28 protein-coding genes, 1 riboswitch and 1 other annotated feature are annotated in these 25,551 nt (G+C 43.4%); of the genes, 22 read left to right on the forward strand and 6 right to left on the reverse strand.

What is annotated here, in order from left to right; genetic code table 11:
• Positions 1-82: 82 nt before the first annotated feature.
• Entirely contained in the window at positions 83-1,039 is a 957-nt protein-coding gene (locus MHI08_RS06075) for a sugar-binding transcriptional regulator (protein WP_024426787.1), read from the forward strand.
• 63 nt (positions 1,040-1,102) lie between these two features.
• Positions 1,103-1,432 carry a hypothetical protein gene (locus tag MHI08_RS06080; protein ID WP_024426788.1) on the forward strand — a complete coding sequence of 110 codons (330 nt, stop codon included), beginning with the start codon at positions 1,103-1,105 and terminating at the stop codon, positions 1,430-1,432.
• Positions 1,433-1,606: 174 nt separating this feature from the next.
• Here MHI08_RS06080 and MHI08_RS06085 read toward each other — a convergent pair whose 3' ends face one another.
• Positions 1,607-2,932, reverse strand: a complete 1,326-nt coding sequence (locus MHI08_RS06085) for an amino acid permease (protein WP_041085079.1) — start codon at positions 2,930-2,932, stop codon at positions 1,607-1,609.
• Between the two features lie 329 nt (positions 2,933-3,261).
• On the opposite strand from MHI08_RS06085, the gene MHI08_RS06090 reads away from it, so the two are divergent.
• On the forward strand, positions 3,262-4,218 hold the full coding sequence (locus MHI08_RS06090) for a ring-cleaving dioxygenase (protein WP_342492381.1): 957 nt from the start codon (positions 3,262-3,264) through the stop codon (positions 4,216-4,218).
• 32 nt (positions 4,219-4,250) lie between these two features.
• Here MHI08_RS06090 and MHI08_RS06095 read toward each other — a convergent pair whose 3' ends face one another.
• Positions 4,251-5,537: a trypsin-like peptidase domain-containing protein gene (locus MHI08_RS06095; protein ID WP_342492382.1), complete on the reverse strand. Its 1,287-nt coding sequence runs from the start codon at positions 5,535-5,537 to the stop codon at positions 4,251-4,253.
• Positions 5,538-5,705: 168 nt separating this feature from the next.
• Here MHI08_RS06095 and proG point away from each other — a divergent pair, with 168 nt between their 5' ends.
• The 10 genes from proG (at position 5,706) to MHI08_RS06145 (ending at position 16,305) form a co-directional block, all read left to right on the forward strand.
• Complete coding sequence (gene proG / locus MHI08_RS06100) at positions 5,706-6,530, forward strand: pyrroline-5-carboxylate reductase ProG (RefSeq protein WP_342492383.1); 825 nt, start codon at positions 5,706-5,708, stop codon at positions 6,528-6,530.
• Positions 6,531-6,719: 189 nt separating this feature from the next.
• On the forward strand, positions 6,720-7,544 hold the full coding sequence (locus MHI08_RS06105; RefSeq protein ID WP_342500084.1) for a M55 family metallopeptidase: 825 nt from the start codon (positions 6,720-6,722) through the stop codon (positions 7,542-7,544).
• Positions 7,545-7,562: 18 nt separating this feature from the next.
• Positions 7,563-8,498: an ABC transporter permease gene (locus tag MHI08_RS06110; protein ID WP_342492384.1), complete on the forward strand. Its 936-nt coding sequence runs from the start codon at positions 7,563-7,565 to the stop codon at positions 8,496-8,498.
• A complete protein-coding gene (locus MHI08_RS06115) occupies positions 8,495-9,457 on the forward strand; it encodes an ABC transporter permease (RefSeq protein WP_041085074.1) in 963 nt (320 codons plus the stop codon). The genes MHI08_RS06110 and MHI08_RS06115 overlap by 4 nt, the downstream gene beginning before the upstream one ends.
• A gap of 6 nt (positions 9,458-9,463) precedes the next feature.
• Complete coding sequence (locus MHI08_RS06120) at positions 9,464-10,474, forward strand: ABC transporter ATP-binding protein (RefSeq protein WP_342492385.1); 1,011 nt, start codon at positions 9,464-9,466, stop codon at positions 10,472-10,474.
• Positions 10,474-12,096, forward strand: a complete 1,623-nt coding sequence (locus MHI08_RS06125; protein ID WP_024426796.1) for a peptide ABC transporter substrate-binding protein — start codon at positions 10,474-10,476, stop codon at positions 12,094-12,096. Before MHI08_RS06120 ends, MHI08_RS06125 begins: the two co-directional genes overlap by 1 nt.
• Positions 12,097-12,412: 316 nt before the next feature.
• Positions 12,413-13,354, forward strand: coding sequence for an LD-carboxypeptidase (locus MHI08_RS06130; protein ID WP_039177981.1), 942 nt, complete (start codon positions 12,413-12,415; stop codon positions 13,352-13,354).
• A complete protein-coding gene (locus tag MHI08_RS06135; RefSeq protein WP_056766252.1) occupies positions 13,351-14,430 on the forward strand; it encodes a dipeptide epimerase in 1,080 nt (359 codons plus the stop codon). Before MHI08_RS06130 ends, MHI08_RS06135 begins: the two co-directional genes overlap by 4 nt.
• Positions 14,430-15,347 (forward strand): C40 family peptidase, encoded by a 918-nt coding sequence (locus MHI08_RS06140; RefSeq protein WP_056766254.1) that lies wholly within the window; start codon positions 14,430-14,432, stop codon positions 15,345-15,347. The genes MHI08_RS06135 and MHI08_RS06140 overlap by 1 nt, the downstream gene beginning before the upstream one ends.
• Positions 15,337-16,305: an oligopeptide/dipeptide ABC transporter ATP-binding protein gene (locus MHI08_RS06145; RefSeq protein ID WP_024426800.1), complete on the forward strand. Its 969-nt coding sequence runs from the start codon at positions 15,337-15,339 to the stop codon at positions 16,303-16,305. The genes MHI08_RS06140 and MHI08_RS06145 overlap by 11 nt, the downstream gene beginning before the upstream one ends.
• A 38-nt stretch (positions 16,306-16,343) precedes the next feature.
• Here MHI08_RS06145 and MHI08_RS06150 read toward each other — a convergent pair whose 3' ends face one another.
• Positions 16,344-17,225, reverse strand: coding sequence for a dimethylarginine dimethylaminohydrolase family protein (locus MHI08_RS06150; protein ID WP_056766256.1), 882 nt, complete (start codon positions 17,223-17,225; stop codon positions 16,344-16,346).
• A 179-nt stretch (positions 17,226-17,404) separates the two neighbouring features.
• Between MHI08_RS06150 and MHI08_RS06155 the strand changes: the two genes are divergently transcribed.
• The 5 genes from MHI08_RS06155 (at position 17,405) to MHI08_RS06175 (ending at position 20,287) form a co-directional block, all read left to right on the forward strand.
• Complete coding sequence (locus MHI08_RS06155; protein WP_008346212.1) at positions 17,405-17,926, forward strand: acyl-CoA thioesterase; 522 nt, start codon at positions 17,405-17,407, stop codon at positions 17,924-17,926.
• Between the two features lie 114 nt (positions 17,927-18,040).
• Entirely contained in the window at positions 18,041-18,367 is a 327-nt protein-coding gene (locus MHI08_RS06160; RefSeq protein WP_024424630.1) for a PadR family transcriptional regulator, read from the forward strand.
• 4 nt (positions 18,368-18,371) lie between these two features.
• Entirely contained in the window at positions 18,372-19,130 is a 759-nt protein-coding gene (locus MHI08_RS06165; protein WP_056766258.1) for a hypothetical protein, read from the forward strand.
• 105 nt (positions 19,131-19,235) lie between these two features.
• Positions 19,236-19,724, forward strand: a complete 489-nt coding sequence (locus MHI08_RS06170) for a small multi-drug export protein (RefSeq protein WP_056766260.1) — start codon at positions 19,236-19,238, stop codon at positions 19,722-19,724.
• A gap of 17 nt (positions 19,725-19,741) precedes the next feature.
• Entirely contained in the window at positions 19,742-20,287 is a 546-nt protein-coding gene (locus MHI08_RS06175) for a GNAT family N-acetyltransferase (protein WP_034623387.1), read from the forward strand.
• A gap of 14 nt (positions 20,288-20,301) precedes the next feature.
• On the opposite strand, the gene MHI08_RS06180 is transcribed toward MHI08_RS06175, so the two are convergent.
• Together MHI08_RS06180 and MHI08_RS06185 are read right to left on the reverse strand one after the other, a co-directional pair.
• A complete protein-coding gene (locus MHI08_RS06180) occupies positions 20,302-21,345 on the reverse strand; it encodes a trifunctional transcriptional activator/DNA repair protein Ada/methylated-DNA--[protein]-cysteine S-methyltransferase (protein ID WP_034623385.1) in 1,044 nt (347 codons plus the stop codon).
• Between the two features lie 229 nt (positions 21,346-21,574).
• The gene (locus MHI08_RS06185; RefSeq protein WP_080652936.1) at positions 21,575-21,709 is read right to left on the reverse strand and encodes a YrzI family small protein; all 135 of its coding nucleotides are present in this window, start codon (positions 21,707-21,709) and stop codon (positions 21,575-21,577) included.
• A 221-nt stretch (positions 21,710-21,930) separates the two neighbouring features.
• Positions 21,931-22,040, forward strand: a riboswitch (guanidine-I (ykkC/yxkD leader).
• Positions 22,041-22,107: 67 nt separating this feature from the next.
• Here MHI08_RS06185 and MHI08_RS06190 point away from each other — a divergent pair.
• Positions 22,108-22,437 (forward strand): multidrug efflux SMR transporter, encoded by a 330-nt coding sequence (locus MHI08_RS06190; RefSeq protein ID WP_025092310.1) that lies wholly within the window; start codon positions 22,108-22,110, stop codon positions 22,435-22,437.
• Positions 22,434-22,748, forward strand: a complete 315-nt coding sequence (locus MHI08_RS06195) for a multidrug efflux SMR transporter (protein ID WP_024424636.1) — start codon at positions 22,434-22,436, stop codon at positions 22,746-22,748. The genes MHI08_RS06190 and MHI08_RS06195 overlap by 4 nt, the downstream gene beginning before the upstream one ends.
• 136 nt (positions 22,749-22,884) lie before the next feature.
• Here MHI08_RS06195 and MHI08_RS06200 read toward each other — a convergent pair whose 3' ends face one another.
• Positions 22,885-23,070, reverse strand: a complete 186-nt coding sequence (locus tag MHI08_RS06200; RefSeq protein WP_024424637.1) for a hypothetical protein — start codon at positions 23,068-23,070, stop codon at positions 22,885-22,887.
• Between the two features lie 161 nt (positions 23,071-23,231).
• Between MHI08_RS06200 and purU the strand changes: the two genes are divergently transcribed.
• Together purU and proB are read left to right on the forward strand one after the other, a co-directional pair.
• Positions 23,232-24,134, forward strand: coding sequence for a formyltetrahydrofolate deformylase (purU, locus tag MHI08_RS06205; protein WP_024424638.1), 903 nt, complete (start codon positions 23,232-23,234; stop codon positions 24,132-24,134).
• Between the two features lie 43 nt (positions 24,135-24,177).
• Positions 24,178-24,396 (forward strand) — a binding site (T-box leader).
• A 55-nt stretch (positions 24,397-24,451) separates the two neighbouring features.
• Positions 24,452-25,549 (forward strand): glutamate 5-kinase, encoded by a 1,098-nt coding sequence (gene proB, locus MHI08_RS06210; RefSeq protein ID WP_024424639.1) that lies wholly within the window; start codon positions 24,452-24,454, stop codon positions 25,547-25,549.
• Positions 25,550-25,551: the final 2 nt, after the last annotated feature.

The raw sequence follows: 25,551 nt of genomic DNA on the forward strand, positions 1-25,551 counted from the left end.
GTCATTTTCATAACAATTGTTCCAATTGGAAACGAATGTTTGGTATACTGGTAATCATAGTATATTAAAAGGATGATGTCACATGCTGAATTGGGAAGAAAGACGACAGCTCGTCAAAGTTGCTCATCTTTATTATACAGACGGGTGGACGCAGCAGGAAATTGCAAAAAAGCTCAATGTCTCAAGACCAGTCATTTCAAAGCTCTTACAAAAAGCAAAAGATGTGGGAATCGTTGAAGTGTACATTAAAGACGAAAGCATTCATACGGTGGAACTTGAAAAGCAGCTAGAAACAACCTTTCAATTAACAGATGCGGTCGTTGTCCCAAGTGTCGGGACAATGTCTGAGATGGTGAAGCGGGCAGTCGGTCAAGCAGGCGCCTATTATTTGTCTAAAAACATGAAAGATGCGGAGAAAATCGGTATTTCATGGGGCACGACGCTTGCTGAACTTGTCAAAGAATATCCGTTTGAACGAAGAAACGATGTGAAGGTCATTCCTTTAGAGGGCGGAATGGGCAGGCAGGCGGTCGACATTCATGCCAATCAGCTGGCATATGAGCTGGCAAAGAAAATGAACGGCACGTGTTCCTATTTATATGCCCCTGCGATTTTAGAAACAGAAGAATTAAAAGAACGGCTTATGGCGATGCAGGACATAGAAGCTGTGCTTGAAGAAGGCAGAAATGTGGATATTGCCCTCATCGGTATTGGCAACCCGCATAAAGGGTCAACTTTAAAAACAGTCGGTTATTTAAAAGAAGAGGACTTATCTGGTTTAAGGCAATCAGGGGCTGTCGGTGATATTGGCTTTCGTTTCTTTGATGGAGAAGGAAAACCTGTCCAAGATGAACTGAATCAAAAGGTCATTGGCTTATCGCTGGAACAATTAAAGAGCGTCAAAACGGTCATCGCTGTTGTAGAAGGAACCCATAAAGCTGAGAGCATTTTAGGGGCTTTAAATGGCGGCTTCATCCAAGTACTGGTGACAGACGAACTAACGGCGGCAGCCATTTTAAAGGAAGCATCCGTTCAATAAAAGGCTGGCAGCGTTCGAATGGTATAACAAGAGCAACATCAAACGAGAAAGGAGCTGTGTATCTTGAAGAAAACCGAAATGGAAGCAAACCTACACTGTACTCGGTGCCAAGAAGAGACCCTCCACAGCATCGTTTATGTGAATGATCAGATGAAAAGCGTTGAGTGTACAGAGTGTCATCAAAAGATCAGTGTGCAAGTCGACATCATGAAGGAATTTTACAAGGAAGTATACGAGAAAATAGCGACAAAGCCAAAGCGGATCACGCAGGAATATAAGTCGAACCTGAATGGATTTATCTCAAGGCTCCCAATCCGCGTGCTTAGTAAGCCATACCGGCTCATGAGATATTTAAACGAATCATACAAAGTGATCAAACAATATAAAAAATGAAGCAGAGACCTTTTAGCGCTCTGCTTCAGCGTGTAGGCAAACCCTCGCATTTTTTGTCAGTCCTCCGTTCCTGTGCTCACGAATGTCACATTTTCTCCGCTCCGGTACTCGTCTTTCCTAGACTACAAAGGTTTTCTATTACGCTGAGAAGAAGGAAAAAAAGCAGAGCACTGCTTAGTGCTCTGCTTTATTTTGTGTTTTTTTCATATAATAATAAATAGGCAGTCCAGCCATTCCGATCAACATGGAGATCAGGCAGCTTTTCCAATCGGTGATCATGGTGCTGATTAAGACGAATAATGAACCGATAATCGCAATGATTGGTGTCAGTGGGTAAAGTGGTACACTGTACGCACGCTTCATTCCGCTGTTTTGTTTTCTCAGCTTAAAGACGGCGAAAAAGGCCATGACATAAAAGATGTAAATCATGAAAATCGATACTTCAGACAGCTTCTCGGGATTACTGACGATCATAAACACAATGGCGATCAAAATTTGCACAAATACAGCGATCCAAGGTGTTTTAAACGTAGGGTGAATACGGGAAATCGCGTTGGCGAAAGGAATCTGCTTTCGTTCTGCCATCGCAAAAATCACACGAGGGAATGAAAGAACCTTTCCGTTCAAACAGCCAAAGATGCTGATGATGATCCCAATACTAATGATTTTCCCGCCAATTGGTCCAAAGAGCATGGTAGCAGCAGTGCTCGTCGCATTTTCACCTAGCTGGACGATTTGATCAGCTGGCAGCACGTGCAAAAGTGCGACATTTATAAAGAGATAACAAGCCGTCACAATTAAAATTCCGCCTGCCATCGCACGAGGAAGCAGTTTCTCAGGGTTTTTCATTTCTCCTCCAAGCGCAGCAAGTAAAATCCAGCCATCATAAGCAAATAACGTAGCCAAAATCGCTGCACCGAAGTTCATTTGAGCGATACTATCGTTGACAGCCATCAAGATGTTTTCGTTACCCTTCCATATGCCAAACACAATTATAGCGGCAATTGGGACAAGCTTTCCAATAGTGGTCAGCCCCTGAACAAATCCGCCGTATTTTGTTCCCATGATGTTGATGATACATAAAAATAAAACGGTGATAATGCCGATCGTTGTAGACCACAAAGCCGAAAGGGAAAATAAATTGGCTAATAATGAACCAAAATAAAGACCAAGTGCACCAATGATGGCGGGTCCGTAAATAATAATCTGCACCCAGCCGCATAAGTAGCCCCAAAATTCACCATACACTTCTTCAAGATAGGCGTACAAACCGCCGGTTCTCGGGATTTGTGTACCAATTTCAGCGACTGTCAGTCCGCCTGCAAGTGTTAAGATTCCACCTAACAGCCAAGCGAATAAGGCGATGTCTGAGCTCCCTGAATAGGAAAGGACGTTGCCTGGCTTCATAAAGACGCCTGATCCGATAATGGTCCCGATGACAAGAGATAGGGCGAAAAATAAGCCGATGTCTTGTTTTAACGCTGGTTGTTCTTTGTTCATTACACACGACCTCCTGCATCACTTTCGTACGTTACTGTGACATGTATTTTGTTCATTGTAATACGATTTTAGGAAAACAAGAATTAAAAAAATTTTCTGATTTTCGTATTTGTAATTGAAAGTGTTCGTTTATTGGAGATATTAGGGTAAATGTAGTGTTAAAAACGAACAATGAAAGATTATTTTCGATTTAATGTTAATTTAATGACCGGAAACCGAACATCCAGTAAACGTACAGTTAAATGGTTGACTTTTCTTGAAAAATGAACTATTTTATTCATAAGGATATTATCTCGAATTCGAGATAATTTAAAATAGGAGTGAAAATAATGAAAATCAAAGGGATTCACCACGTATCTGCGTTAACAGCCAATGCTCAGAAGAATGTTGATTTCTATCGCCAAATTCTTGGCTTGAAACTTGTAAAGAAAACAGTCAATCAGGATGACCCATCTATGTATCATTTGTTTTATGGAGATGAGGTCGCTTCACCAGGAACAGAGCTTACATTCTTTGAGATTCCAATGCTTGCCCGCCGTTTGGAAGGGACAAATGCGATCACAAGCACAGGCCTTCTCGTTTCTTCTGAAGAGGCACTCACGTTTTGGGAAAAGCGGTTTGAAGATAAAGGCGTACAGCAAGAAACAGCTTCCTTGAGAGGCGGAAGACCTGCCTTACGTTTTAAAGACCCAGAAGGGCAGCAGCTGTTTTTAACAGTAGAACCGAACGCACAAGAAGAAGGATCACCGCCAGTGCATCTCGATATTCCTGCAGAGTATGCAATTAGAGGTTTAGGTCCAGTTGAATTAACCGTTGCAGAAGCTGATAAGACGATCCGTGTCTTAACAGACATCCTTGGTTTCACTGAAAGAGCACGTGAACAATCAAATGATGGTGAGATCGTGACCATTTTTGAGTCAGGAAATGGCGGTGCTGGAACAGAAATTCATGTGATTGAAAAAACAGAAGGGCCTTCTGAACGTTCCGGCAGAGGAAGTGTGCATCATGTCGCATTCCGTGTGAAGGATGCAGAAGAGCTTGAAAAATGGTATGAAAAAATATCAAAAGCAGGCTTTACGAACTCTGGTGTTGTAGAACGTTTTTATTTTAAAGCTCTTTACTTTAGAGAGCCAAATGGTATTTTATTTGAAATTTCAACAGATGGCCCTGGGTTTACAGTGGATGAAGGGGTGGACGAACTTGGTGATCAATTAGCCCTTCCGCCGTTCCTAGAGCATAAACGAGCAGAAATTGAACAAAGATTAACGCCAATTCAGTCGTCATAAAAAAACAGCTCATCAACTGAGCTGTTTTTTCATTAGGAACTGATCTGCTTAGATTCAGATTGTGTTAATGTGACCTGTTTCGTTTCTTGTTTTCCGTTTCGAATGAGGGTGATGCTCACGGTGTCTCCTACTTTTGTATTCGTGTATAGCTCGTGACGTAATTCGCTGCCAGTTTTGATTTGTTTTCCATTGATGGCGGTAATGACATCCTCTGACTTTAAGCCTGCTTTGGCGGCAGGTGAGCCAGCGGCGATTTCTTTGACATACACGCCTTGATCGAGCTGACTGCTTTTAAGTCCGAGTGTTTCTTTCTGATACACATCTGGAACTTGTTCGAGATCCAGCATACTGATACCGATATATGGACGTTCAATTTTTCCTTTTGCGAGAAGCTGATCAGCGATTGGTTTGACATCATTGATTGGCAGCGCGAACCCAATGCCTTCCACACCTGTTTCAGAGATTTTCATACTCGTGATCCCCACAACCTTTCCGTCTGTCGTCAGAAGCGGGCCGCCGCTGTTACCTGGATTAATGGCCGCATCTGTTTGAATGACATTAATGCTGCTTTCGCCTGCTGATGTGTTCATAGAGACTGTTCGGTCGACACCGCTGACAATTCCTTGTGTCACCGTTCTTGAAAGATCTTCACCAAGCGGGTTTCCGATTGCAATGACAGTTTCTCCAGCACGCAGTGAGGAGGAATTGCCTAATGCCGCCACCTTCGTCACATGACTGCTGCTAATTTCCACAACGGCTAGGTCAGTGAGCGGATCAGCTCCAACCAGTTTTCCTTCAATGGTTTTACCATCGTGTAAGGATACGGTGAGTTTGTTTGCCCCTTCAATGACGTGGTTGTTTGTTAAGATATAGGCTTTATTGCCTGATTTTTTGAAAATCACTCCTGAGCCTGTACCGGTTTTTTCCTCTTGACTGCTTTTGTTTTGCTGTGATTCATCGAAAGGGGTACTGAAATCGCCAAAGCTCGTGTCTGTTTGAGTTTGTGCTTGGTAGTTTGTAATGCCGACAATTGCTGGTGATACATTTTCGACCATGCTGGAAATACTGTTTGATGAATTTGATGTTTGGATGGCTGTTGTTTTTGACGAATTCGTGTGATTTGTCGATACTGCTTCTGTTTTCGCTGCTGAATCATTTGCGTTGCTGTCTGATGAATGCTGAGCATATGGCGTAAGAACGTACACGCCTAACGCTAATGTACCGCCCACAACACCGCTGACGAATGGCTTAAACCAGCCATTTGGCTTCTTCTGTTTTTGAGGTTGTTCAATAGTTTGTTTGTCATCTTTGTGAGTCATCCGAATCACTCTCTTTCATTGATTTTTTCATGTATGTGTTCAATGTGTTTTACCTTATGTGGTGGTGACTGATTTTATCGTAAGAAAAAAGTGTGGGATAAAAATGAAAACATTGTGGGAAATTGTTAAAATAAGTAGTGAATCTTAGCAAATAGAGGAGTTTAAACTGTGGAAACAATCGGAATTATTGGATATGGAAGTATGGCTGAGATGATGGTGCAAAAGTGGCTGGAAAATGGGGTACTAGATGCTCATCAAATCATGATCCATACAAGAAGTGAAACGGAACACCTGCATCAGCTTAAAGAAAAGCACAAAGAAATCAGCATTTGTTCATTAGACGAACTTTCTGCGTCATGTGATATATTGTTTGTCTGCGTGCCGCCGCTTGCTGTACTAGATGTTCTAGATCAGCTGCCTTCCGCAGCGAGAGCGTTACATATTGTGTCAGTAGCAGCAGCTGTGACATTAGAAAAGTTACAAGCGCATACAACACAGCCAGTGTCTAGATACATCCCAACACTCACGTCAGCTGTTGGCACAGGCGTATCCCTTGTTGCGCATGGTGCAGCCGCAGGGCGTGAGGAAAAAGAGCGTTTACACCGTCTGCTTTCAGCTTTTAGCATCGTCAGGGAGGTAGAGGAAGACCGGTTTGATGCGGCGAGCAATTTGACAAGCTCATCTCCTGGTTTTATCGCTGCTCTGTTTGAAGAAATGGCGAAAGCGGCTGTGAGAAATAGTGATCTTTCCTTGGAGGAAGCGAATGAATTTTTAACGTATGCCCTTTTAGGGACAGGCCAGATCCTCGTAGAACGAGGCCTCACCTTTGCTGAAACTGTCGATAGAGTGGCGACAAAAGGGGGAATTACAGGAGAAGGTGCTGAGGTCATTCAACAGCAGGCACCTCAGATGTTTGATGATTTATTTACACAAACCATAAAGAAATATGAACAGCTGAAATCGCAGATCAATGAAGCGGATAAACACCACTAAAGACATAGTTAGTGGTGTTTTATTTGTTAAAAAAATCCTTTCTAAAATAGTCTTTTGACCTGTATTATCTGAGCCTAAATTCCTTATTTTCGGACATTGTATTGAAAAATCAATCAAGTTCTCATATAATTTTTTAGAAAATTTAGAAAAATATACACAAATTTTATGTTTAATTAAAGGGGGATGGGAATGAAGCTCTATCTATCTGTCGATATGGAGGGAATTACTGGTCTAGCTGATCATACATTTGTTGATTCACGCCAGCATAACTATGAGCGGGGCAGACGCATTATGACAGGTGAAGTGAATGCCTGTGTAGAAGCGCTTATTCAGCATGGTGCCACCGACATTTTGGTGAATGACAGTCATTCTAAAATGAATAATCTTTTGATCGAAGAGCTGCATGAAGAGGCAGTTCTCATATCAGGTGATGTAAAGCCTTATTCAATGGTGCAAGGGTTGGATCAAACCTATGATGCAGCTGTTTTTTTAGGCTATCATGCAAGAGCATCAATGAAAGGTGTGATGTCGCACAGTATGATTTTTGGGGTCAGACATTTTTACATAAATGATCATCCAATTGGTGAAATGGGCTTTAATGCGTATGTTGCAGGCTACTATGGTGTTCCAGTGATTCTTGTTTGCGGGGATGATCAAGCAGCACTAGAGGCAGAAAAGCTGATGCCTGGTGTGAAAACAGTAGCGGTGAAAGAGACCATCTCAAGATCTGCTGTGAAATGCTTACCTCCTGCCAAAGTCAATCAACAAATCTCGCAGCAAGTGGAAGCCGCGATGACACAGATTGATCAAATGAAGCCGCTGACGCCTCCTGATCAGCCGCTGCTTAAAATTGAGTTTGCCAACTATGGACAAGCTGAATGGGCGAATTTAATGCCGGGTACTGCCATCATAGAAGGAACAACGACGGTGACGTACCAAGCAGAGAATATATTAGAAGCCTATCAAGCGATGCTTGTCATGACAGAGCTTGCCGCACGTACAACATTTTGTTAAGTGAGGGGGAGACAGCAGATGGCCAGCTTTTTGCTCAAGCGTTTTATTGCGATGATTGCCACGATCTTAACGATTACGACTTTAACGTTTATTTTAATGAAGGTCATCCCAGGATCGCCTTTCAATGAAGAACGAAATACAAACGAAACCGTCCAGCGAAACCTCGAAAGCTACTATCACTTAGACGAGCCACTCTATGTTCAATATGTCATCTATTTAAAATCCATTGTTACCTTTGATTTTGGTCCTTCCATTAAAAAGCCTTCTGAAAGTGTCAATGATCTATTGGCGAGAGGCTTCCCAGTCTCATTAGAACTTGGTCTTATCTCAATATTGATTGCTGTCATCTCTGGCATTCTGCTAGGGGTCATGGCTGCCCTCCGGCATAATGGTTTGATTGATTACATCGCTATGACCATTGCTGTTTTCGGTATATCCATTCCAAACTTTATCTTTGCTACCATATTAATTCAGCAGCTTGCTGTCAATTTGAAGCTCTTTCCTACAGCGATGTGGACAAGTCCAATGCATATGGTGCTGCCTACAATCGCCCTTGCTGTCGGACCAATGGCCATTATCGCAAGGTTAACGAGATCGAGCATGATTGAAGTGCTGTCGCAAGACTATATCCGTACGGCCAAAGCAAAAGGACTTTCTCCCTTTAAAATTGTATTTAAACATGCGCTTCGGAATGCACTTTTACCCGTTGTAACTATTCTTGGAACACTTGTCGCAAGTATTTTAACAGGAAGTTTTGTCATTGAAAAAATATTTGCCATTCCTGGAATGGGAAAATACTTTGTCGAGAGCATTAACAACCGTGATTATCCTGTCATCATGGGAACCACTGTTTTTTACAGCATTATTTTAATCACACTTCTCTTCATTGTCGATGTGGCGTATCGTCTTCTTGATCCGAGGATTCAGCTGCATCAGAAAGGAGGAAAGGCATGAGTATACACCTTCAGCATGATCCACCGAACAGGCATCCTGAAGTCCCGGACGAATGGTTTTCTCCTCGAGAGCAAAAGAAAACGGAAGCCCATGCCATTAAAAGACCCTCTCTTTCCTATTGGGCTGATACATGGAGGCGGCTGAAGCAAAATAAGCTTGCGATGTTTAGTCTATCGGTCCTGATTTTTCTTTTTGTCATGGCAATCTTAGGCCCATTGCTTGCGCCAAATAGTGTGACAGAGCAGCGTCTTTCGATGCAAAATCTGCCGCCCTCGGCTGCTCACTGGTTCGGCACAGATGAGCTTGGGCGAGATGTGTTCACACGTACTTGGTACGGAGCACGCATTTCGTTATTTGTGGGCGTCATGGCAGCCCTGATTGATTTTGCCATCGGTGTGATTTATGGGGGCATAGCCGGTTATAAAGGCGGACGCTATGATCATGTCATGATGCGGATTGTCGAGGTGCTCTACGGACTTCCTTATTTACTCGTCGTCATTTTATTGATGGTGCTCATGGGGCCAGGGCTAGTCACCATTATTGTAGCGCTCACTGTCACCGGATGGATTGGAATGGCAAGAATTGTGAGAGGTCAGGTTCTTCAGCTGAAAAGCCAGGAATATGTCCTTGCCTCAAAAACCTTTGGTGCCAAAAGCCTGCGGATCATTCGCCGCAACCTGCTGCCGAATACGATGGGGCCGATTATTGTCCAGATGACCCTCACTGTGCCGACCGCGATATTTGCTGAAGCGTTCCTAAGCTTTCTCGGTTTAGGTATTCAAGCGCCGTTTGCAAGCTGGGGTGTGATGGCTAATGACGCTTTGCCGACTGTGCTGTCAGACAATGGACATTGGTGGCGTTTATTTTTCCCGGCATTTTTTATTTCACTCACGATGTTTTGCTTTAACAATTTAGGTGATGGCTTGCAAGATGCACTTGATCCAAAGATGAAGAGGTGAAGCGCTTTGAAAAAAGTTCTACAAATCATCGATCTGCACGTCAGCTTTCGGACATATGGCGGTTCTGTTCAAGCAGTACGTGGAGTGAATGTCGATGTATATGAAAAAGAAACCTTAGCCATTGTAGGAGAATCAGGCTGCGGAAAAAGTGTGACTTCACAAAGCATTATGAGGCTTCTGCCTGCATACAGCGCACATGTCGATCAGGGAGAAATCTGGTTTCAAGACCGCAACTTGCTGTCATTATCCGAGAAAGAAATGCGCGCCATACGAGGTGTCGATATCTCGATGATCTTCCAAGATCCGATGACGGCACTCAACCCAACCTTGACAATAGGAGATCAGCTGATGGAGGCGGCGAAGGAGCATCAAAAGCTGACGAAAAAAGAAGTGAAAGAAGCCGCTATACAGATGCTTGATTTGGTTGGTATTCCGCAGCCGAAGGAGAGATTAAAGCAATACCCGCACCAATTCAGTGGGGGAATGAGGCAGCGGCTCATGATTGCAATGGCACTGATTTGCGAGCCAAAGGTGCTGATTGCAGATGAACCAACGACCGCACTGGATGTCACCATACAGGCACAAATTTTAGAGCTGTTTAAAGAGATTCAAAGGAAAACAGGTGTCACCATTATTTTAATTACACATGACTTAGGGGTCGTAGCCCAGGTTGCCGACCGGGTAGCGGTCATGTACGGAGGGAAAATGGTTGAAGTCGGAACAAGGCGAGATATTTTTTACAGTCCGCAGCACCCTTATACAAAAGGGCTCCTGCAATCCGTTCCAAGACTTGATATGAAAGATGAATTGATTCCGATTGAAGGAAGCCCGCCTGATTTATTTGCTCCGCCAAAGGGCTGTCCGTATACCGAACGCTGCCCGGTGGCCATGAAAGTGTGTGATCATATCATGCCGCACGAAACGCAGCGGTCACCTACCCATACAGTGCATTGCTGGCTCCAGGATGAGCGAGCGAACCAAGCGATGTTATCTTCAACACAAAGGGGGAGTTTTTGATGAGGAAAAAAGGGTGGATCATTAGTGTTTGTTTGTTCATCATCATGCTGCTCGTAGGATGTACAGCCAATGAGCAAGCAGGTAAAGGATCATCGAGCAACAAGAATGAAAAGAAAGTATTAACCTTAAATAACGAAAACGAACCGACGTCATTTGACCCGCCGATTGGTTTTAATAATGTATCGTGGCAAGGTCTGAATAACTTAATGGAGGGATTAACAAGACTGAATGAAAAGCACGAACCATCTCCTGCAATGGCGGAAAAATGGGAAATTTCAGAGGATGGAAAAACGTACACATTTCATTTAAGAGACGGCATCAAGTGGTCGAATGGTGATCCAGTGAAAGCGAGTGACTTTGAATATGCGTGGAAGCGTCTGCTTGATCCGAAAACAGGCTCTTCTGCATCGTTCTTAGCTTACATGATTGAAGGCGGAGAGGCATTTAACAGCGGAAAAGGAAAGAAAGAGGATGTAAAAGTCAGTGCTGAAAATGACAAAACGCTAAAGGTCACACTGGCATACCCGCAGAAATCGTTCTTAAATATGACCGCAAACCCTGCCTTTTTCCCTGTCAATGAGAAGGTAGCAGAGAAGAATCCAAACTGGGCAAAGGATGCCAAAACCTTTGTTGGGAATGGACCGTTTCAGCTGACAGAATGGAAGCATGATGAGAGCTTCACTATGGAAAAAAGTGAGACGTATTGGGACAAAAAATCAGTCAAGCTGGATCAGGTAAAGTGGCTGATGATCAGCGATCGAAACACTGATTATCAAATGTATCAATCGGGAGACTTAGATACTGCCTTCGTCCCAGCAGAACAAAGTGAAAATTTGCTGAAAAATAAAGATGTACAAATTGAAGATCAGGCTGGACTGTTCTTTTATCGTCTGAATGTGAATATGGAACCTTTTCAAAATAAGAACATTCGCAAAGCCTTTCAAATGGCGATCAACCCGCAAGATATCGTGGATTATGTAACGAAGAATAAAGAAAAGCCAGCCCGCGCCTTCGTTTCGCCGGGGATTCTAGATTCAAAGGGTGAGGATTTCAGAGAAGCTGGCGGCGATCTTGTCAAACAAGATACGAGTGAAGCTGCGAAGCTATTAGAAAAAGGACTGAAAGAAGAGAACTATTCAAAGCTGCCGCCCGTCACATTAACATATAGCACAAAGCCTGAGAACAAGAAAAAAGCTGAAGCCATCCAGCAGCAATTAAAAGAAGCGCTTGGTGTGGACGTGAAGCTTGCAAACATGGAAGCCAATGTATTTGCAGAAGATCAAAAGGCGCTGAAATTTCAATTCTCGCAAAGTTCATTTTTAGCAGACTATGCAGATCCGATCAATTTCCTAGAGAGCTTCCAAACAGGGAATGCGATGAACCGGACTGGATGGTCAAACGACACCTATGATCAGCTGATTAAAAAGGCGAGCCAGGAAGCAGATGAACAAAAAAGAAACAGCATCCTTCATGATGCAGAGGCACTTCTCATTGAAGAAGCACCGATCATTCCAATTCATTTTTATAACCAAGTTCATTTGCAAAAAGAGGGCGTGAAGGGAATTGTCCGCCACCCTGTTGGGTATATCGATTTGAAATGGGCACAAGTAGATGGAGAGTAATTGAAGGGAATGAGGGATACGGACGCTTTGAACAAAAGCGTCTCAGCGCGCGGACAAACCCTCGCATTCTTTGTCAGTCCTGCGCTTCGGTGCTCACGAATGTCAAATTCGCTCCGCTCCGATGCTCGTCCTTCCTAGGGCTGCAAAGGTTTTCAGGTCACGCTGAATAGAAGACAAAGGGCTAAAATAAAGATCATTTTAGCCCTTTGTCAACAATATGGGACGCTTTGAACAAAAGCGTCTGTTCCTTTATTTGTTCATGTTATGGAGAAGATGCCCATAGATTGTAAGAAATAAAGAGAAAGAGGGGATTGGCATGAACCAGCTGCCAGCGGCGCTTCAGACAGGGGATACGGTGGGGATTATCGCACCAGCAAGCCCGCCTGATGAATTGAAATTAGCAAAAGGGATTGCCTTTTTAGAGAGCCTCGGGCTGAAGGTGAAAAAAGGGAAGTATCTCGATTCCCGGTACGGATATTTAGCAGGGCGTGATCATGAAAGAGTGGAAGATCTTCATGGCATGTTTCAAGATCCAGAAGTCAAAGCAGTTATTTGTGCCTGCGGAGGGTACGGAACTGGCAGACTTGCGGAAGCCATTGACTATGATCTCATTCGCCGGAATCCAAAAATCTTTTGGGGTTATAGTGACATTACGTTTTTACATACGGCCATCCAGCAGCAGACGGGTCTTGTGACTTTTCATGGACCAATGCTTTCCTCTGATGTGGGACTTGAAGAGGTCCATCCGTATACGAAGGATACCTTTTTGCAGCTGTTCACGCCGAAGGCCTTTACGTATACGCATCACTTGTCACCTCTTCATACCTTCTACCCCGGCACCGCTTCAGGTGACATCATAGGAGGGAATCTTGCCCTCATCGTGACAACACTTGGCACACCTTTTGAAATTGATACGAAGGGGAAGCTGTTGTTCATTGAAGATATTGACGAAGAGCCCTATAAAATCGATCGAATGATGCAGCACCTTACCTCTGCTGGGAAATTGGATGATGCGGCAGGATTCATCATTGGCGATTTTCATCAATGTGAACCAAAAAAGAAAGACCAGTCCTTAACCTTGGAACAGCTATGGGAAACCTATATTGTCCCGCAAAAGAAACCTGCACTCGGCGGCTTTCGGATCGGTCATTCATCACCGAACTTTGCCATTCCGATGGGCGTGCAGGCTGCACTAGATGCGGCAGGGAAAAAACTGCACATTTCTCCAGGCGTTGCAGCGAAAGAGGCGATTAAATGAAAATTGTCGATGTTCGTACATGCAGAACGAGTGTACCGCTAAAAAAGCCTTTCAAAACCGCTTTAAGAACGGTGTATGACGCAGCATCTCTGATCGTTATCATCACATATGATCAAGGTGATGTCAGCTACGGAGAGGCAGTTCCCACATCGGTGATTACAGGAGAAACGCTGGAAAGCATCGACTATGCCATCTGTGAAGTGATCAGACCCATTTTGCTCGGGGCTTCCTTGGCAGAGTATGAACAAATCTTTTCTGCTATGAACCGCGTGCTCGCAAGCAACACAAGCGCAAAAGCTGCAATCGATATGGCCATTTATGATGGCTTAGCAAAGCAGGCAGGACTTCCGCTTTATCAATACCTTGGCGGATATCGTCATCAGCTCGAAACCGACTATACGGTCAGTGTAAACCGGCCGCTTGAGATGGCAGAAGATGCGAAGCAATACGCAGCTGAAGGCTTTCAGACGTTAAAGATCAAAGTAGGAAAAGATGATATACACACGGACATTCAGCGGATCAAACGGATTCGAGAAAAAGTCGGACCAGATATTCAGATCAGGCTCGATGCAAACCAGGGCTGGACGTGGAAGGAAGCGATCATAGCTATTCGAAAAATGGAAGCGCTGAATATTGAACTAGTAGAACAGCCAGTGCCGAAAGAAGATATCGAAGGCCTGCGCCGTGTGACGGAAGCAACTGAAACATTGATCATGGCAGACGAAAGTATTTTCAGTTTTCATGATGCGATCAAGGTGCTTGAAATGAGAAGCTGTGATCTGATCAATTTAAAATTAATGAAATCAGGCGGCATAAAAGAAGCATTAAAAATCAATGCCCTTGCCGAAGCATACGGTGTTCAGTGCATGGTTGGCAGTATGATTGAGTCAAAGCTTGGCATTACAGCAGCGGCACATTTCGCCGCAAGCCAGCCGAATATCACCCGCTGCGATTTTGATGCCCCGCTTATGCTGAAAGAGGACATGATAGACGGAGGAATCGTGTACAAAGGAAAAGATATATTTTTACCGCTGCATCATGGGTTAGGCATTCAAGGGGTGAAAGGAGTCTCATGATGATATACGAATCAAAGGTTCCAGTCGCTAACGTTTGGACAGCGCCGCAGTCTCCCCGAGAAATCGATCGAAAGGTACTTCAGGACTCCATCAACATCAAAGAATGGATTGACCAGCAAACATATGAAGAAAAGCTGGCTTTATGTGAAGAGAATTTGATTCAATCTCAAGTACTGCTCGGCGGACGAGTGATTGGATTAGAAGAGACAGATGGCTGGATGAAAGTCGTCATACCGCAGCAGGCCAGCCGGAAACATCCGCAAGGCTATCCAGGCTATATACCTGCTGAGCAATTAAAACAAGTAACAGAGGGAAGTGCGTCAGCTGCATCTCTTATCGTTTGTCAGAAAAAAGCCACACTCTATCAAAACGGGGAACCTGATATGGAGATTAGCTTTTTAACAGAGCTGGCAGCCGCCAAAGAAACAGATGATCAATTTCATGTTGTCACCCCAGTAGGAATAAGAGAAATCAACAAAGCGGATGTACGCCCAGTATCGCAAGCTTTCTCTATGACCGGCAAAGATGTCGTAGACGCAGGAAAACAATTTATTGGCCTTTCTTATTTATGGGGAGGCATGAGCAGCTTTGGCTATGATTGTTCAGGCTTTGCTTACAGTATGTACAAAGCGTGCGGATATCTTTTGCCGAGAGACGCAAGTGACCAAGCAGTTCAAGGAACGCCGGTTACATCAAGCCATTTAGAACAAGGTGACTTGCTGTTTTTTGCAAATGAAAACGGAAAGGGAGCGGTCCGTCATGTAGGGATCTACGCTGGGGATGGGATGATGCTTCATTCGCCTAAAACCGGCAGACAAATTGAGCTTCTTTCCCTTCCTGGCACTTCATATGAAAAGGAATGGGCAGGTGCAAGGCGGTATTTACCAAGTGAGAGGAGGAGCGAACATGACAGTTGAACCACTTTTACAAGTAAACAACCTTAAAAAACATTTTCATCTATCGAAAGGGAGAACCTTAAAAGCGCTGGATGGTGTCTCTTTTCAGCTGAAACAAGGTGAAACCTTTGGTCTCGTTGGTGAGTCTGGCTGCGGCAAATCCACACTTGGAAAAGTACTCATGCGTCTTTATGAACCAACAGATGGTGAAGCCTTATATGAAGGGAAAAGTCTTCACCACCTTTCTAAAAAAGAATCATTTGATTTCAACCGGCAAATGCAAATGGTCTTTCAAGATCCGTATTCCTCGTTAAATCCAAGACTGTCAGTAAAAGATATTATGCTTGAGCCAATGGAGATTCATCAGCTTTATGGGAGTCAAAAGAAAAGGATTGCCCGCGTGAAAGAACTGCTCGAAGCGGTAGGATTAAGCTATGATTTTGCTACCCGCTATCCGCACGAATTTAGCGGAGGACAGAGGCAGAGAATCGGCATTGCAAGAGCACTTGCCTTAGCGCCAAAGTTTATTGTCGCAGATGAGCCGATTTCTGCACTAGACGTCTCCGTTCAAGCGCAGGTCGTGAATCTGCTGAAAAAACTGCAAAAAGAGGAAGGATTAACATTTCTCTTTATTGCACATGACTTGTCAATGGTGAAATATATTAGTGACCGGATCGGTGTGATGTATTTAGGCCATCTCGTCGAGTTGACGACAAGCGATGCATTATATCAAACACCGCTTCACCCATATACACAAGCCTTGCTGTCTGCAATCCCCATTCCAGATCCTGACGTAGAGGACAAGCGCAAAAGGTTTATTTTAAAAGGAGAAATTCCAAGTCCAGTGAACCCGCCAAGCGGCTGTGTATTTCGAACAAGATGCCCTGCCGCAATGGATGTGTGTGCTGAAAAAAAGCCGGCATTACAAGCGGTGGAAGAAGGACATGAAGTCGCCTGTCATTTATATAATAGAAAATAGGACAAGCTAGACAAAAGCCAGCAAGTAGACAAGCTGTTCTACATGCTGGCTTTTTTAATAGATGAACGCCGAATAGGCAATGTGCAGCATCTGAAAGAGCCGCCAGATTTAATAATTTCAGAAAATTCCACTTCAATAACGGTGTATCCGTGAGCGGTTAACGCAGCATTTGTTTCTTGGTTGCTGGGCAAGCTGATCACTTTTTTCTGCCCAATGGATAAAACATTTGGTCCAAGTGTGAATTGCTCTTGTTCACTGATTTCAATCAAATTATAATACGTTTTGAGCAGCTGAAGGTCCTTTTGCTTGAGCGCTTCAGGGTAAATTAATAACTCATCATGAGACAGAATATTCATCACACAATCAAGATGCAAAATGTGAGGAGGAAGGTGAATCGGAATGATGTCATGATCCGGCAGCTCCTTTTTGAGCTGGTAGATAGCGGCTGGACTAGTTCTTTTGCTCGTGCCAACAAACACACGGTTCTGATCCACAAGCACATCGCCGCCTTCAATCGTTCCGTCTGTCAAAGTGACAGCTGACCACCCTTTTGCGTGTGCCCATTCTTTTAGGTATTGTTCTTCCCCTTGCCGAACCGGAGCGGCCATACTTGAAACAAACAATGTATGTCCAATCGTAAACCCAATATCCCGAGTGAAGACTTGCTCAGGGAAGCGGTCATTCGCCGGGAGCAGGATGGGCCGTACTTGATTCTCTTTAAGGGTTTGGATCAATTGCTTATGCTGAGCGACTGCTTTCATTTGAGAAATATTTTCTTTCGCAAAATGTTTCTGGGTTTCGTTAATAATTTGTTTGATTTCCATATAAATAGGACTGCATAAAAGAACTTCTTCTAAATCGTCGTATTCACTCATGCATTGTGGCATTTTGTATAATTGCTCTGCTCTCATAGAATCCATCAAATGGCCTCCTTGTTCATTCATAGTTCTATTATTCCTTCTTCTAGCCATGGTTGAAACATTTCCGAAAGAAAATCTCTCACATAAGACTAAAGCTAAAAGTTTAGACAAACCTAAAAGAATAGTGTTTAATAAAAGTCGTTCCGCATCCACGAAAACAGCAAGAAGGAGCTATGATGATGAGTGAAGAAAATTTCAAATACTGCAAGGAATCGAAAGTTGTTAAAACCAGCAGGGTGTTCCCTCTCGATACGAATAACCACCAAACGTTATTTGGCGGGAAATTAATGAGTTATATAGATGACATTGCCTCCATCTCGGCTGCAAGACACAGCCGCAGTGAAACGGTCACAGCTTCAATGGATTCTGTTGACTTTTTAGAGCCGATTGGACAAAAGGAGTCCGTATGCTTGGAATCCTATGTCACATGGGTGGGCACGTCTTCTATGGAAGTGTTCGTCAAAGTCATTAAAGAAAACTTGATGTCTGGAGAGCGCAGACTCGCAGCAACTTCATTTCTGACATTTGTCTCATTAGATGAAAACGGAAAGCCTAAACGAGTCCCGCAGGTGATGCCGGAAACAGAGGAAGAGATCATGCTTCATCAAACAGCGAAGCAGCGGGCAGAGGAAAGAAAAAGCCGCCGAAAGCATAGTAAGGCGCTTGCTGACGCACTTGGGACAGATAAGCCTTGGGCGTAAAAATCACCCTTTAAGCGGTGATTTTTTTCTGGAATGGTATCTTGCATGGCAAGATAGTGTATGGTAAGATAAAGCTATCTTGTGATGCAAGGTACTGGAATCGGAGGAACAATCATGACAACATCCACACAAATGCTAAAAGGAATTTTAGAAGGCTGCCTGCTGTCGATTATTTCTGAGGGCGAAATTTATGGGTATGAAATGACGAAGAAGCTCGCGCATTATGGGTTTGATCAAATAAGTGAAGGCAGTATCTATCCGATTTTGCTGCGTATGCAAAAGGAACAGCTGGTGACCACCGTCACAAAAGCGTCAGCGACCGGCCCGAAAAGGAAATACTATACGCTCACACAAGCGGGAGAACAAGCGCTCACAGAGTTTATTGACCGCTGGAATGAGCTTTCAAAAAATGTAAACCGCTTATTACAAAAAGGGAAGTGAGATTATGGTATCAAAAGAAACAAGACACATTCTACTAGAGCTGCAACTTTATCTCATATCAAAGGGAAAAAATCAGGATGAAATCGATGAGCTGATGGACGAACTGACAGCACATGCGGTTGCGGCTGAAAAAGACGGCAAAACAGGTGAGGATGTGTTCGGCGGAGATCCGCGGAGCTATGCTGATGAACTGGCAAAAGAGCTGTCAGGGAATCATAAAGACTGGGTGCCGTTCGTCAGTGCTTTCTTAATTGGATCGCTTTTTTACATGATTTTAGCAGATGCAATCAGCCAAAACTTATCGTATTCTTGGTTTGCTTTGATTGGATATCCGCTCGTTTTAGTGGCCAATGTTATCATGATCATTGTGATGTTTAGAGCGTCCGCCTTTCAAACAAGCAGCCGGGTATTTCTCTACTTTTGGATGTTAGGAATCTTTCAGCTGACAGCGATGGTGACAATCAAACTATTGGATCAAAAAGTCGGCACACCACTACTTGTCCTTACTTCTGGCCAGAGGTGGGGCGTCATTTTGCTCATGCTGCTATGTATCGTTGTATTTAATGCAATCTTAAAGGCGAATGTCGTTTCATTGATTCCGATTATCTTTTTCGGACCGCAGCTCATCTTCGAATGGATTGGCTGGACGTCACCAAGTGTGATTTTGCTGCAAAGTCTGCTATCTATTGTGATTTTAATAGGGCTTATATTCATTGTACTGCGCCGGACAAATAAGAAAAATGAAAATACGAATGTAAACTGAGCACATCCTATCCGATGTGCTTTTCTTTTTCTAAAAAAATGTAGAAATGGAATTGTATTTTTCATTACAATGGGGAGAGGACAAAAATGAAAAGGGGTTCTGTTTTTGGATATTGTATGGGGATATGTACTCGTTTTTGTATTGGCTGCCTTGCCTTTTTTTGAAGTGATTGGTGTCGTTCCATTCGCAATCTTAAGTGGGCTGCATCCTGTGACAACGGCTGTGATTGGATTCATCGGCAACTTTTTGACAGTCTTGCTTCTCATTGTGTTCGTGGACCGGTTTAAAGCGTGGTGGTTAAAAAGAAAAGAGGAAAAAGGTGATGAAAAAGGAGAGAAAAAGCAGCTGCGGGCGAGAAAAATTTGGGAACGATACGGTCTGCCTGGGTTAGCGTTCATTGGTCCTTTTATCATCGGCAGTCATTTAGCAGCCTTGATGTGCATGAGCTTTGGAACGAAAAGAAAGCAAGTCGCGGTGTGGATGACTGTCAGTTTAATGATGTGGACAGCGCTGGCTGCAAGTTTAACCGGTGCGGGCTTCCATTACTTTGCCCCAGATTCAAATGGATTGTTCGGAGATATTTTTAGCAAGTAAAAAAGGGGGGATCATCAATGACAGTTCAAACAAGAACAGTATTTGAAACAGAGCGCCTGAAACTGAGAACGATGAATGAACATGATGCGTCATTTTTATATGACGAGCTGTTTCAGGATGAAGAAGTGATGAAGTATTATCCTTCTTTGAAGGATGAACAGCAGACAAAAGAGTGGATTGCATGGAATCAAAAAAATGACCGCATGTACCACACCTCGCTATGGATCATTGAAGATAAAGAAACAAATGAACGACTTGGACAAAGCGGCATTGTCCTGCAAAACATTGAAGGACAAACCGAGCTTGAGATTGGCTATATGCTAAAGAAAGCGGCGTGGGGGAATGGCTATGCTGCTGAGGCTGCAAAAGGCTGCCTTACCTATGGATTTGAAGAAATGAAGGTCAGACGGATGGTCAGCCTAATTCGTCCTGAGAATGAAGCGTCGGTGAAGGTCGCTTTAAAAATGGGCATGAAAAAAGAAAAAACCATTTCAAAATGGGACCAAATCGTTGATGTATACAGCATCACCCGTAACGGAGAAAACGGCTCGCTTACCGAATAAGCAGAGCCGTTTTTTTATGCACGCTGTTCTAACTGAAGCAAATATTTCTTCCGTTCAATCCCTCCGCCGTAGCCTCCAAGCTCACCACTTGTTTGAATCACGCGGTGGCAGGGAATGATAATCGCCAATTGATTGGCACCATTTGCATTACCGACAGCACGAACCAAATGCGGATCGCCTAGTTTCGTGGCTAGATCTCGATAGGATCTCGTTTCGCCTGCTGGAATGCGTGAGAGCTGGTCCCACACCTTCATTTGAAAAGGGGTGCCATGTAAAGAAAGCGGTACAGTAAACTTGGTCAGCTTTTTCTCAAAATATAAGGCCAATTCCTTTGCTAATTGCTGATGGACGTTTGTTTCTCCAACTAAAATGCGGGCATGATGCTTCTTTCTTAATGTTTCAATTTCTTTTTCGAGTCCCCGCCTGTCCATAAACTCCAGTAAATACACATGTGTGGTATCTGTCACACTCATCATCCGCCCGATCGGTGTGGAAATAAAATTAGCATAGAGAATGTGAATCTGCGCTTTTTTGGGAGGATTTCCCATGATTTTTGTAAATGCATCATTGAAGGCACTTGAAGATTCATAGCCGAAAGTGACCTGCTGATCGATTACTTTTTTTCCGTTCAAAATTTCTTTAAAGGCAAGTCCCATTCGGCGTGATCTTGCATATTGAACAAAGGTCATGCCGTAAATGTCTTTAAACTTTCTTCGAGCTGTGGCAGAGTGAATCCCTAATTGGCGGAAGTCCTCTTCCTTCCAGCGTTTCTCAGGATTTTTTTCTACTGCTGAAACGAGTGTTTTGACTTCTTCAGGAATGCTGTTAGGGTATGTTAATGGTGTGCAGCGCTTGCACGGGCGATACCCTGCCAGCAGTGCTTCCTCCGCTGTAAAGAAAAACTCACAGTTTTCAAATTTTGGCTTTCTGGCCGTACATGTGGCATGACAGAAGATACCGGTTGTCTTAATACAGGCAAAGAATGTGCCGTCATATTGCGGATTCTTGTCAACAAGTGCTTGATAAAATTCATGTTTTTGTTCATCGGTCATCATCATATGAAGCCACCTCTTGATTTTCTATAAAATGTTTTTCAGCATTGTTTGGGGTACGACGGATGATCTGTAAATACATCATCCTAAAGTTGAACGTTCATCACATCAATCTGATTTCATTATATCAGCGATGTGATCATTGACGTATCCGGGCTTTAAGGAATGCGGAATAGATCCTTTTTACAATCAAGCATCATAAACATGTCAATCTCCTCCTTTTCTCATTCCTGTTTTAGTTCATATATTTTAGCTGCTTTTGTTTCATTTCTTCATAAAATGCTTCAACTTCTTGTTCGTAAAGTACGGTCTCCATGTCCTTGTATTTCCGCTTGATCGTCAATGTGATAAAAAATAAATGGATTGTCATATACGCTCATTTCCCTTCAGTCCGCAGCACGCGAAACAGCCCGCAAATCTTCTTTATCAGTGGACCTGTTTCTAACACTTAGTATACGGCGGTTCCATAAAAATTCTTTCGAAAAATGAACAAGTATATTTGCATGTGGAAAGCAAAGCGGTAGACCGGTATTTCGGGGTGTGATACAATTTTGACACACAGAATCTGCTTTAAGTAGATCTGCTTATTAAGAAATGGTTTTCTAGGGTTCCGTGCGGGTGGCGCAGTCTGGACCGAGAGAAAACACATAGGGTCTAGACAATAGACCGTATGGACACGGAGGGATAAAAGCCCGGGAGATTTGATCAAACGATCGATTTCCGGGCTTTTTTTATTGCTTGGAATCGTTCAGAAAGGAAGAGAATCGGATGAAATGGGGAAATGTATTGATTGCAGCCATCTTTGAAGTTGGCTGGGTGATGGGGTTGAAATATGCTGACTCTTTATTGGAATGGGCCGCAACCATCGTTTGTATTGTCGTGAGCTTTTATTTACTCCTGAAAGCCACGACTGTACTGCCAGTTGGCACACTTTATGCCGTTTTCACCGGACTTGGGACAGCAGGTACTGTCATAGTAGGTATGGTACTGGGAGAGCCAGTACAGCTAGTGAAATTACTTTTAATCATGGTGCTTTTAAGTGGTGTATTAGGGCTTAAACTAACCACAGGTGAAAAGAAAGGAGAGACTGAATCATGAGCTGGCTTTTACTCATTGGTGCAGGCATTTTAGAAATGCTTTGTGTCACCATGATGAATCAATTCCAGAAAGACCGGCATGTCAAATGGATTTTATTCATTGCAGCTGGATTTTCGCTGTCCTTTCTCATGCTCTCTCTTGCGATGAATACAATTCCGATGGGAACGGCATACGCCATTTGGACTGGCATTGGAGCTGCTGGAGGAGCCATTGTCGGCATGCTGTTTTACGGTGAGTCGAAGGACGCAAAACGTATATTCTTTATCGCACTGATTTTATCTGCGGCGGTCGGGTTAAAAATCATTGAATAAGAAAAGGCTGTCATCTGTCTGCCAGCCTCAGAATGTAGACAAACCCACGCATTCTTTGTCAGACCTGCAATGGTTTTCTATCACGCTGAAAAAGAAGAAAAAGGGCTAAAATAAAAATCATTTTAGCCCTTTTTTGTTACATCGAATGATGATTGGAATCGTTTTCATTTTTGCGGTAAAGCTGACTCACTAGAAGAAAACAGACACCAAATGTGAGCAAAGGAATGAGTCTCTCACCGGCCATAAAAAGATAAATACCTGTGATCAGACATACGATGCCGAGCCAAAAGCTCACTTTACCAAACAAAGTCATGCTTTTCATCTCCATCACTCCTTTTGTGATAAAAGGTCTACTCACATTATATCATGCTAGGTGCAGAATTGAATGAATATTCAATAAAAAATGGACTCTTCATTGCTTTTTCTCTTTCCAGTCCAGTATAATATTTCATTAGAATGAAAACGCAAATGAGGTCATGATACATGAGAACATTGATTACAGAGAAACTTGAATTACACAGACAAAAGCACGAGCAAAAAGGCAGATTACTTGTCAGCTGCCCAGATCAGCCTGGTATTGTATCAGCTGTTTCTTCCTTTTTATTTGAGCACGGAGCGAACATCATTGAATCGAGCCAATACACAACCGATCATGAAAGCGGCCGGTTCTTTTTAAGAATTGAATTTGATTGGAAAGACATCTCGGCGAATATGGATCAATTGAAAAATAGTTTTGAGCCAATCGCAGCATCATTTCAAATGACGTGGAGCATGTCGCGTGCAAGTGAGCTTAAAAAGCTGGCAATCTTTGTCTCAAAAGAGCTTCATTGTCTGCATGAGCTTCTGTGGGAATGGCAAAGCGGAAATTTAATGGCTGAAATCGCAGTTGTGATCAGCAATCATGAAACGGCAAAAGATACAGTAGAATCGCTTGGAATCCCATTCCATTTTGTAAAGGCGAACAAAGACATTCGCAAAGAAGCTGAAAAAGAGCAGCTCGCCTTATTAGAAGAGTACGACATTGATGTGGTTGTGCTTGCTAGATACATGCAAATTTTAACGCCTGGATTCATTGAAGAGCATCCGAACAAAATCATTAATATTCATCATTCCTTCCTGCCAGCGTTTATTGGTGCAAACCCATACAAGCGGGCATATGAGCGGGGGGTCAAATTAATTGGTGCGACTTCTCATTATGTCACCAATGATTTAGACGAAGGCCCGATCATTGAACAGGATATTGAGCGGGTCGATCACCGGGATGATGCGGAAGCCCTAAAAAATATTGGCCGGACAATTGAGCGCAGTGTGCTTGCACGTGCTGTCAAATGGCACCTTGAAGATCGCATTATTGTTCATGAGAATAAAACGATTGTCTTTAATTGACCGCTTGACTTTTCTTTAGCAATTGGTGATAATATAAAAAAATTAACGAGCGTTGAAAAGGAATAGTAAGCAGGAACTGATGCGTAAAGAGAGCAAATGATGTGCTGAAACATTTGCCGCAGACAGCTGCTGAACCTGCCCTTTGAGCCTTAGAGGAAAAATCTAAGCGCGTGCCTGGCGTTACAGGAGTTGAGTGGAATAAGCAGATTGCATGCTTATTCAATGAAGGTGGTACCACGGAAAATCCCTTTTCGTCCTTTACATAAGGAGAAATAGGGATTTTTTTGTGCCTAAAGGTATAGCGGAGGGAATCAAGGATGAAAAAGCAAAGGATCGTCATAAAAATTGGCAGCAGTTCATTAACAGAGCAAAAAGGAGCCATTGATGAACAAAAGATGCAGGATCATGTAAGAGCCATAGCAAAGCTCAAAGAAGCAGGTCATGAAATCATTTTAATTTCATCAGGAGCCGTTGCAGCAGGATTTGGCAGTTTAGGCTATCCATCAAGACCTGTGACCTTAAAGGGGAAACAGGCAGCTGCCGCCGTTGGACAGGGTTTGTTAATGCAGAAATATACAGAGCTTTTTTCACAGTTTCATATGACACCTGCTCAAATGCTTTTAACACGTAATGACTTTTCAGATCGAACAAGATATCGAAATGCGTACGCAACGATGATGGAGCTGCTTGAAAGAAAAATCTTGCCGATCATAAACGAAAATGATTCAGTCTCCATCGAGGAGCTTACCTTTGGGGATAATGACATGCTGTCAGCTCTTGTCAGTGGATTAATTCATGCAGACCAATTGATCATATTAACAGACATCAATGGCATTTATGATGCAAATCCAAATGAGCATCCTGAGGCGAAGCGATTTGATGTCCTGACCCACATTTCAGAAGAATTGTTTTCATATGCAAAGAGCACCGGTTCAAAGGTTGGAACAGGCGGAATGAAATCGAAGCTCTCAGCTGCACAAACGGCACTTTCACTTGGCGTGAAAGTCTTCATTGGCACAGGCACTGGGGAAGACAAGCTGCTTCGCATACTTGCGGGTCAAGGCGACGGAACGTATATCGGTGAACAGGATTTATCAGCTGTGAACAACCGCCGTCAATGGATTCAATTCCACTCACCGGTCTCTGGGAAGATCATGATTGATGCAGGAGCGGAAGCGGCGATTTTGCATAATGGCAGAAGCCTTCTTCCGGCAGGAGTTATTGATGTCGCTGGTGACTTTTCTAAAGGAGAAGTCGTAGAAGTCGTCGGTCCAAACGGATTAGTTGGTAAGGGACAAACCTTGTACGCCTCCGATGAGCTTCTCGGCATTAAAGGAATGCGAAGTGACGAGCTTGCAAAAGAGAAGCCTGAGGTCATACACCGAGATCACTGGGTACAGCATGTACAAAACTGAGG

It is taken from the genome of Bacillus sp. FSL M7-0791 (genome assembly GCF_038627085.1).
Lineage (GTDB): Bacteria > Bacillota > Bacilli > Bacillales > Bacillaceae > Bacillus > Bacillus safensis.

Coding starts and splice junctions, on each gene's coding strand:
- MHI08_RS06135 (WP_056766252.1), top strand. CDS start 13,351: ATGAAAATTGTCGATGTTCGTACATGCAGAACGAGTGTACCGCTAAAA.
- MHI08_RS06155 (WP_008346212.1), top strand. CDS start 17,405: ATGAGTGAAGAAAATTTCAAATACTGCAAGGAATCGAAAGTTGTTAAA.
- MHI08_RS06180 (WP_034623385.1), bottom strand. CDS start 21,345: ATGATGATGACCGATGAACAAAAACATGAATTTTATCAAGCACTTGTT.
- MHI08_RS06185 (WP_080652936.1), bottom strand. CDS start 21,709: ATGACAATCCATTTATTTTTTATCACATTGACGATCAAGCGGAAATAC.
- MHI08_RS06150 (WP_056766256.1), bottom strand. CDS start 17,225: ATGGATTCTATGAGAGCAGAGCAATTATACAAAATGCCACAATGCATG.
- MHI08_RS06095 (WP_342492382.1), bottom strand. CDS start 5,537: ATGACTCACAAAGATGACAAACAAACTATTGAACAACCTCAAAAACAG.
- MHI08_RS06105 (WP_342500084.1), top strand. CDS start 6,720: ATGAAGCTCTATCTATCTGTCGATATGGAGGGAATTACTGGTCTAGCT.
- MHI08_RS06200 (WP_024424637.1), bottom strand. CDS start 23,070: ATGAAAAGCATGACTTTGTTTGGTAAAGTGAGCTTTTGGCTCGGCATC.
- MHI08_RS06145 (WP_024426800.1), top strand. CDS start 15,337: ATGACAGTTGAACCACTTTTACAAGTAAACAACCTTAAAAAACATTTT.
- MHI08_RS06110 (WP_342492384.1), top strand. CDS start 7,563: ATGGCCAGCTTTTTGCTCAAGCGTTTTATTGCGATGATTGCCACGATC.
- MHI08_RS06195 (WP_024424636.1), top strand. CDS start 22,434: ATGAGCTGGCTTTTACTCATTGGTGCAGGCATTTTAGAAATGCTTTGT.
- MHI08_RS06090 (WP_342492381.1), top strand. CDS start 3,262: ATGAAAATCAAAGGGATTCACCACGTATCTGCGTTAACAGCCAATGCT.
- proB (WP_024424639.1), top strand. CDS start 24,452: ATGAAAAAGCAAAGGATCGTCATAAAAATTGGCAGCAGTTCATTAACA.
- MHI08_RS06140 (WP_056766254.1), top strand. CDS start 14,430: ATGATATACGAATCAAAGGTTCCAGTCGCTAACGTTTGGACAGCGCCG.
- MHI08_RS06130 (WP_039177981.1), top strand. CDS start 12,413: ATGAACCAGCTGCCAGCGGCGCTTCAGACAGGGGATACGGTGGGGATT.
- MHI08_RS06160 (WP_024424630.1), top strand. CDS start 18,041: ATGACAACATCCACACAAATGCTAAAAGGAATTTTAGAAGGCTGCCTG.
- MHI08_RS06165 (WP_056766258.1), top strand. CDS start 18,372: ATGGTATCAAAAGAAACAAGACACATTCTACTAGAGCTGCAACTTTAT.
- MHI08_RS06075 (WP_024426787.1), top strand. CDS start 83: ATGCTGAATTGGGAAGAAAGACGACAGCTCGTCAAAGTTGCTCATCTT.
- MHI08_RS06175 (WP_034623387.1), top strand. CDS start 19,742: ATGACAGTTCAAACAAGAACAGTATTTGAAACAGAGCGCCTGAAACTG.
- MHI08_RS06125 (WP_024426796.1), top strand. CDS start 10,474: ATGAGGAAAAAAGGGTGGATCATTAGTGTTTGTTTGTTCATCATCATG.
- MHI08_RS06190 (WP_025092310.1), top strand. CDS start 22,108: ATGAAATGGGGAAATGTATTGATTGCAGCCATCTTTGAAGTTGGCTGG.
- MHI08_RS06115 (WP_041085074.1), top strand. CDS start 8,495: ATGAGTATACACCTTCAGCATGATCCACCGAACAGGCATCCTGAAGTC.
- MHI08_RS06085 (WP_041085079.1), bottom strand. CDS start 2,932: ATGAACAAAGAACAACCAGCGTTAAAACAAGACATCGGCTTATTTTTC.
- purU (WP_024424638.1), top strand. CDS start 23,232: ATGAGAACATTGATTACAGAGAAACTTGAATTACACAGACAAAAGCAC.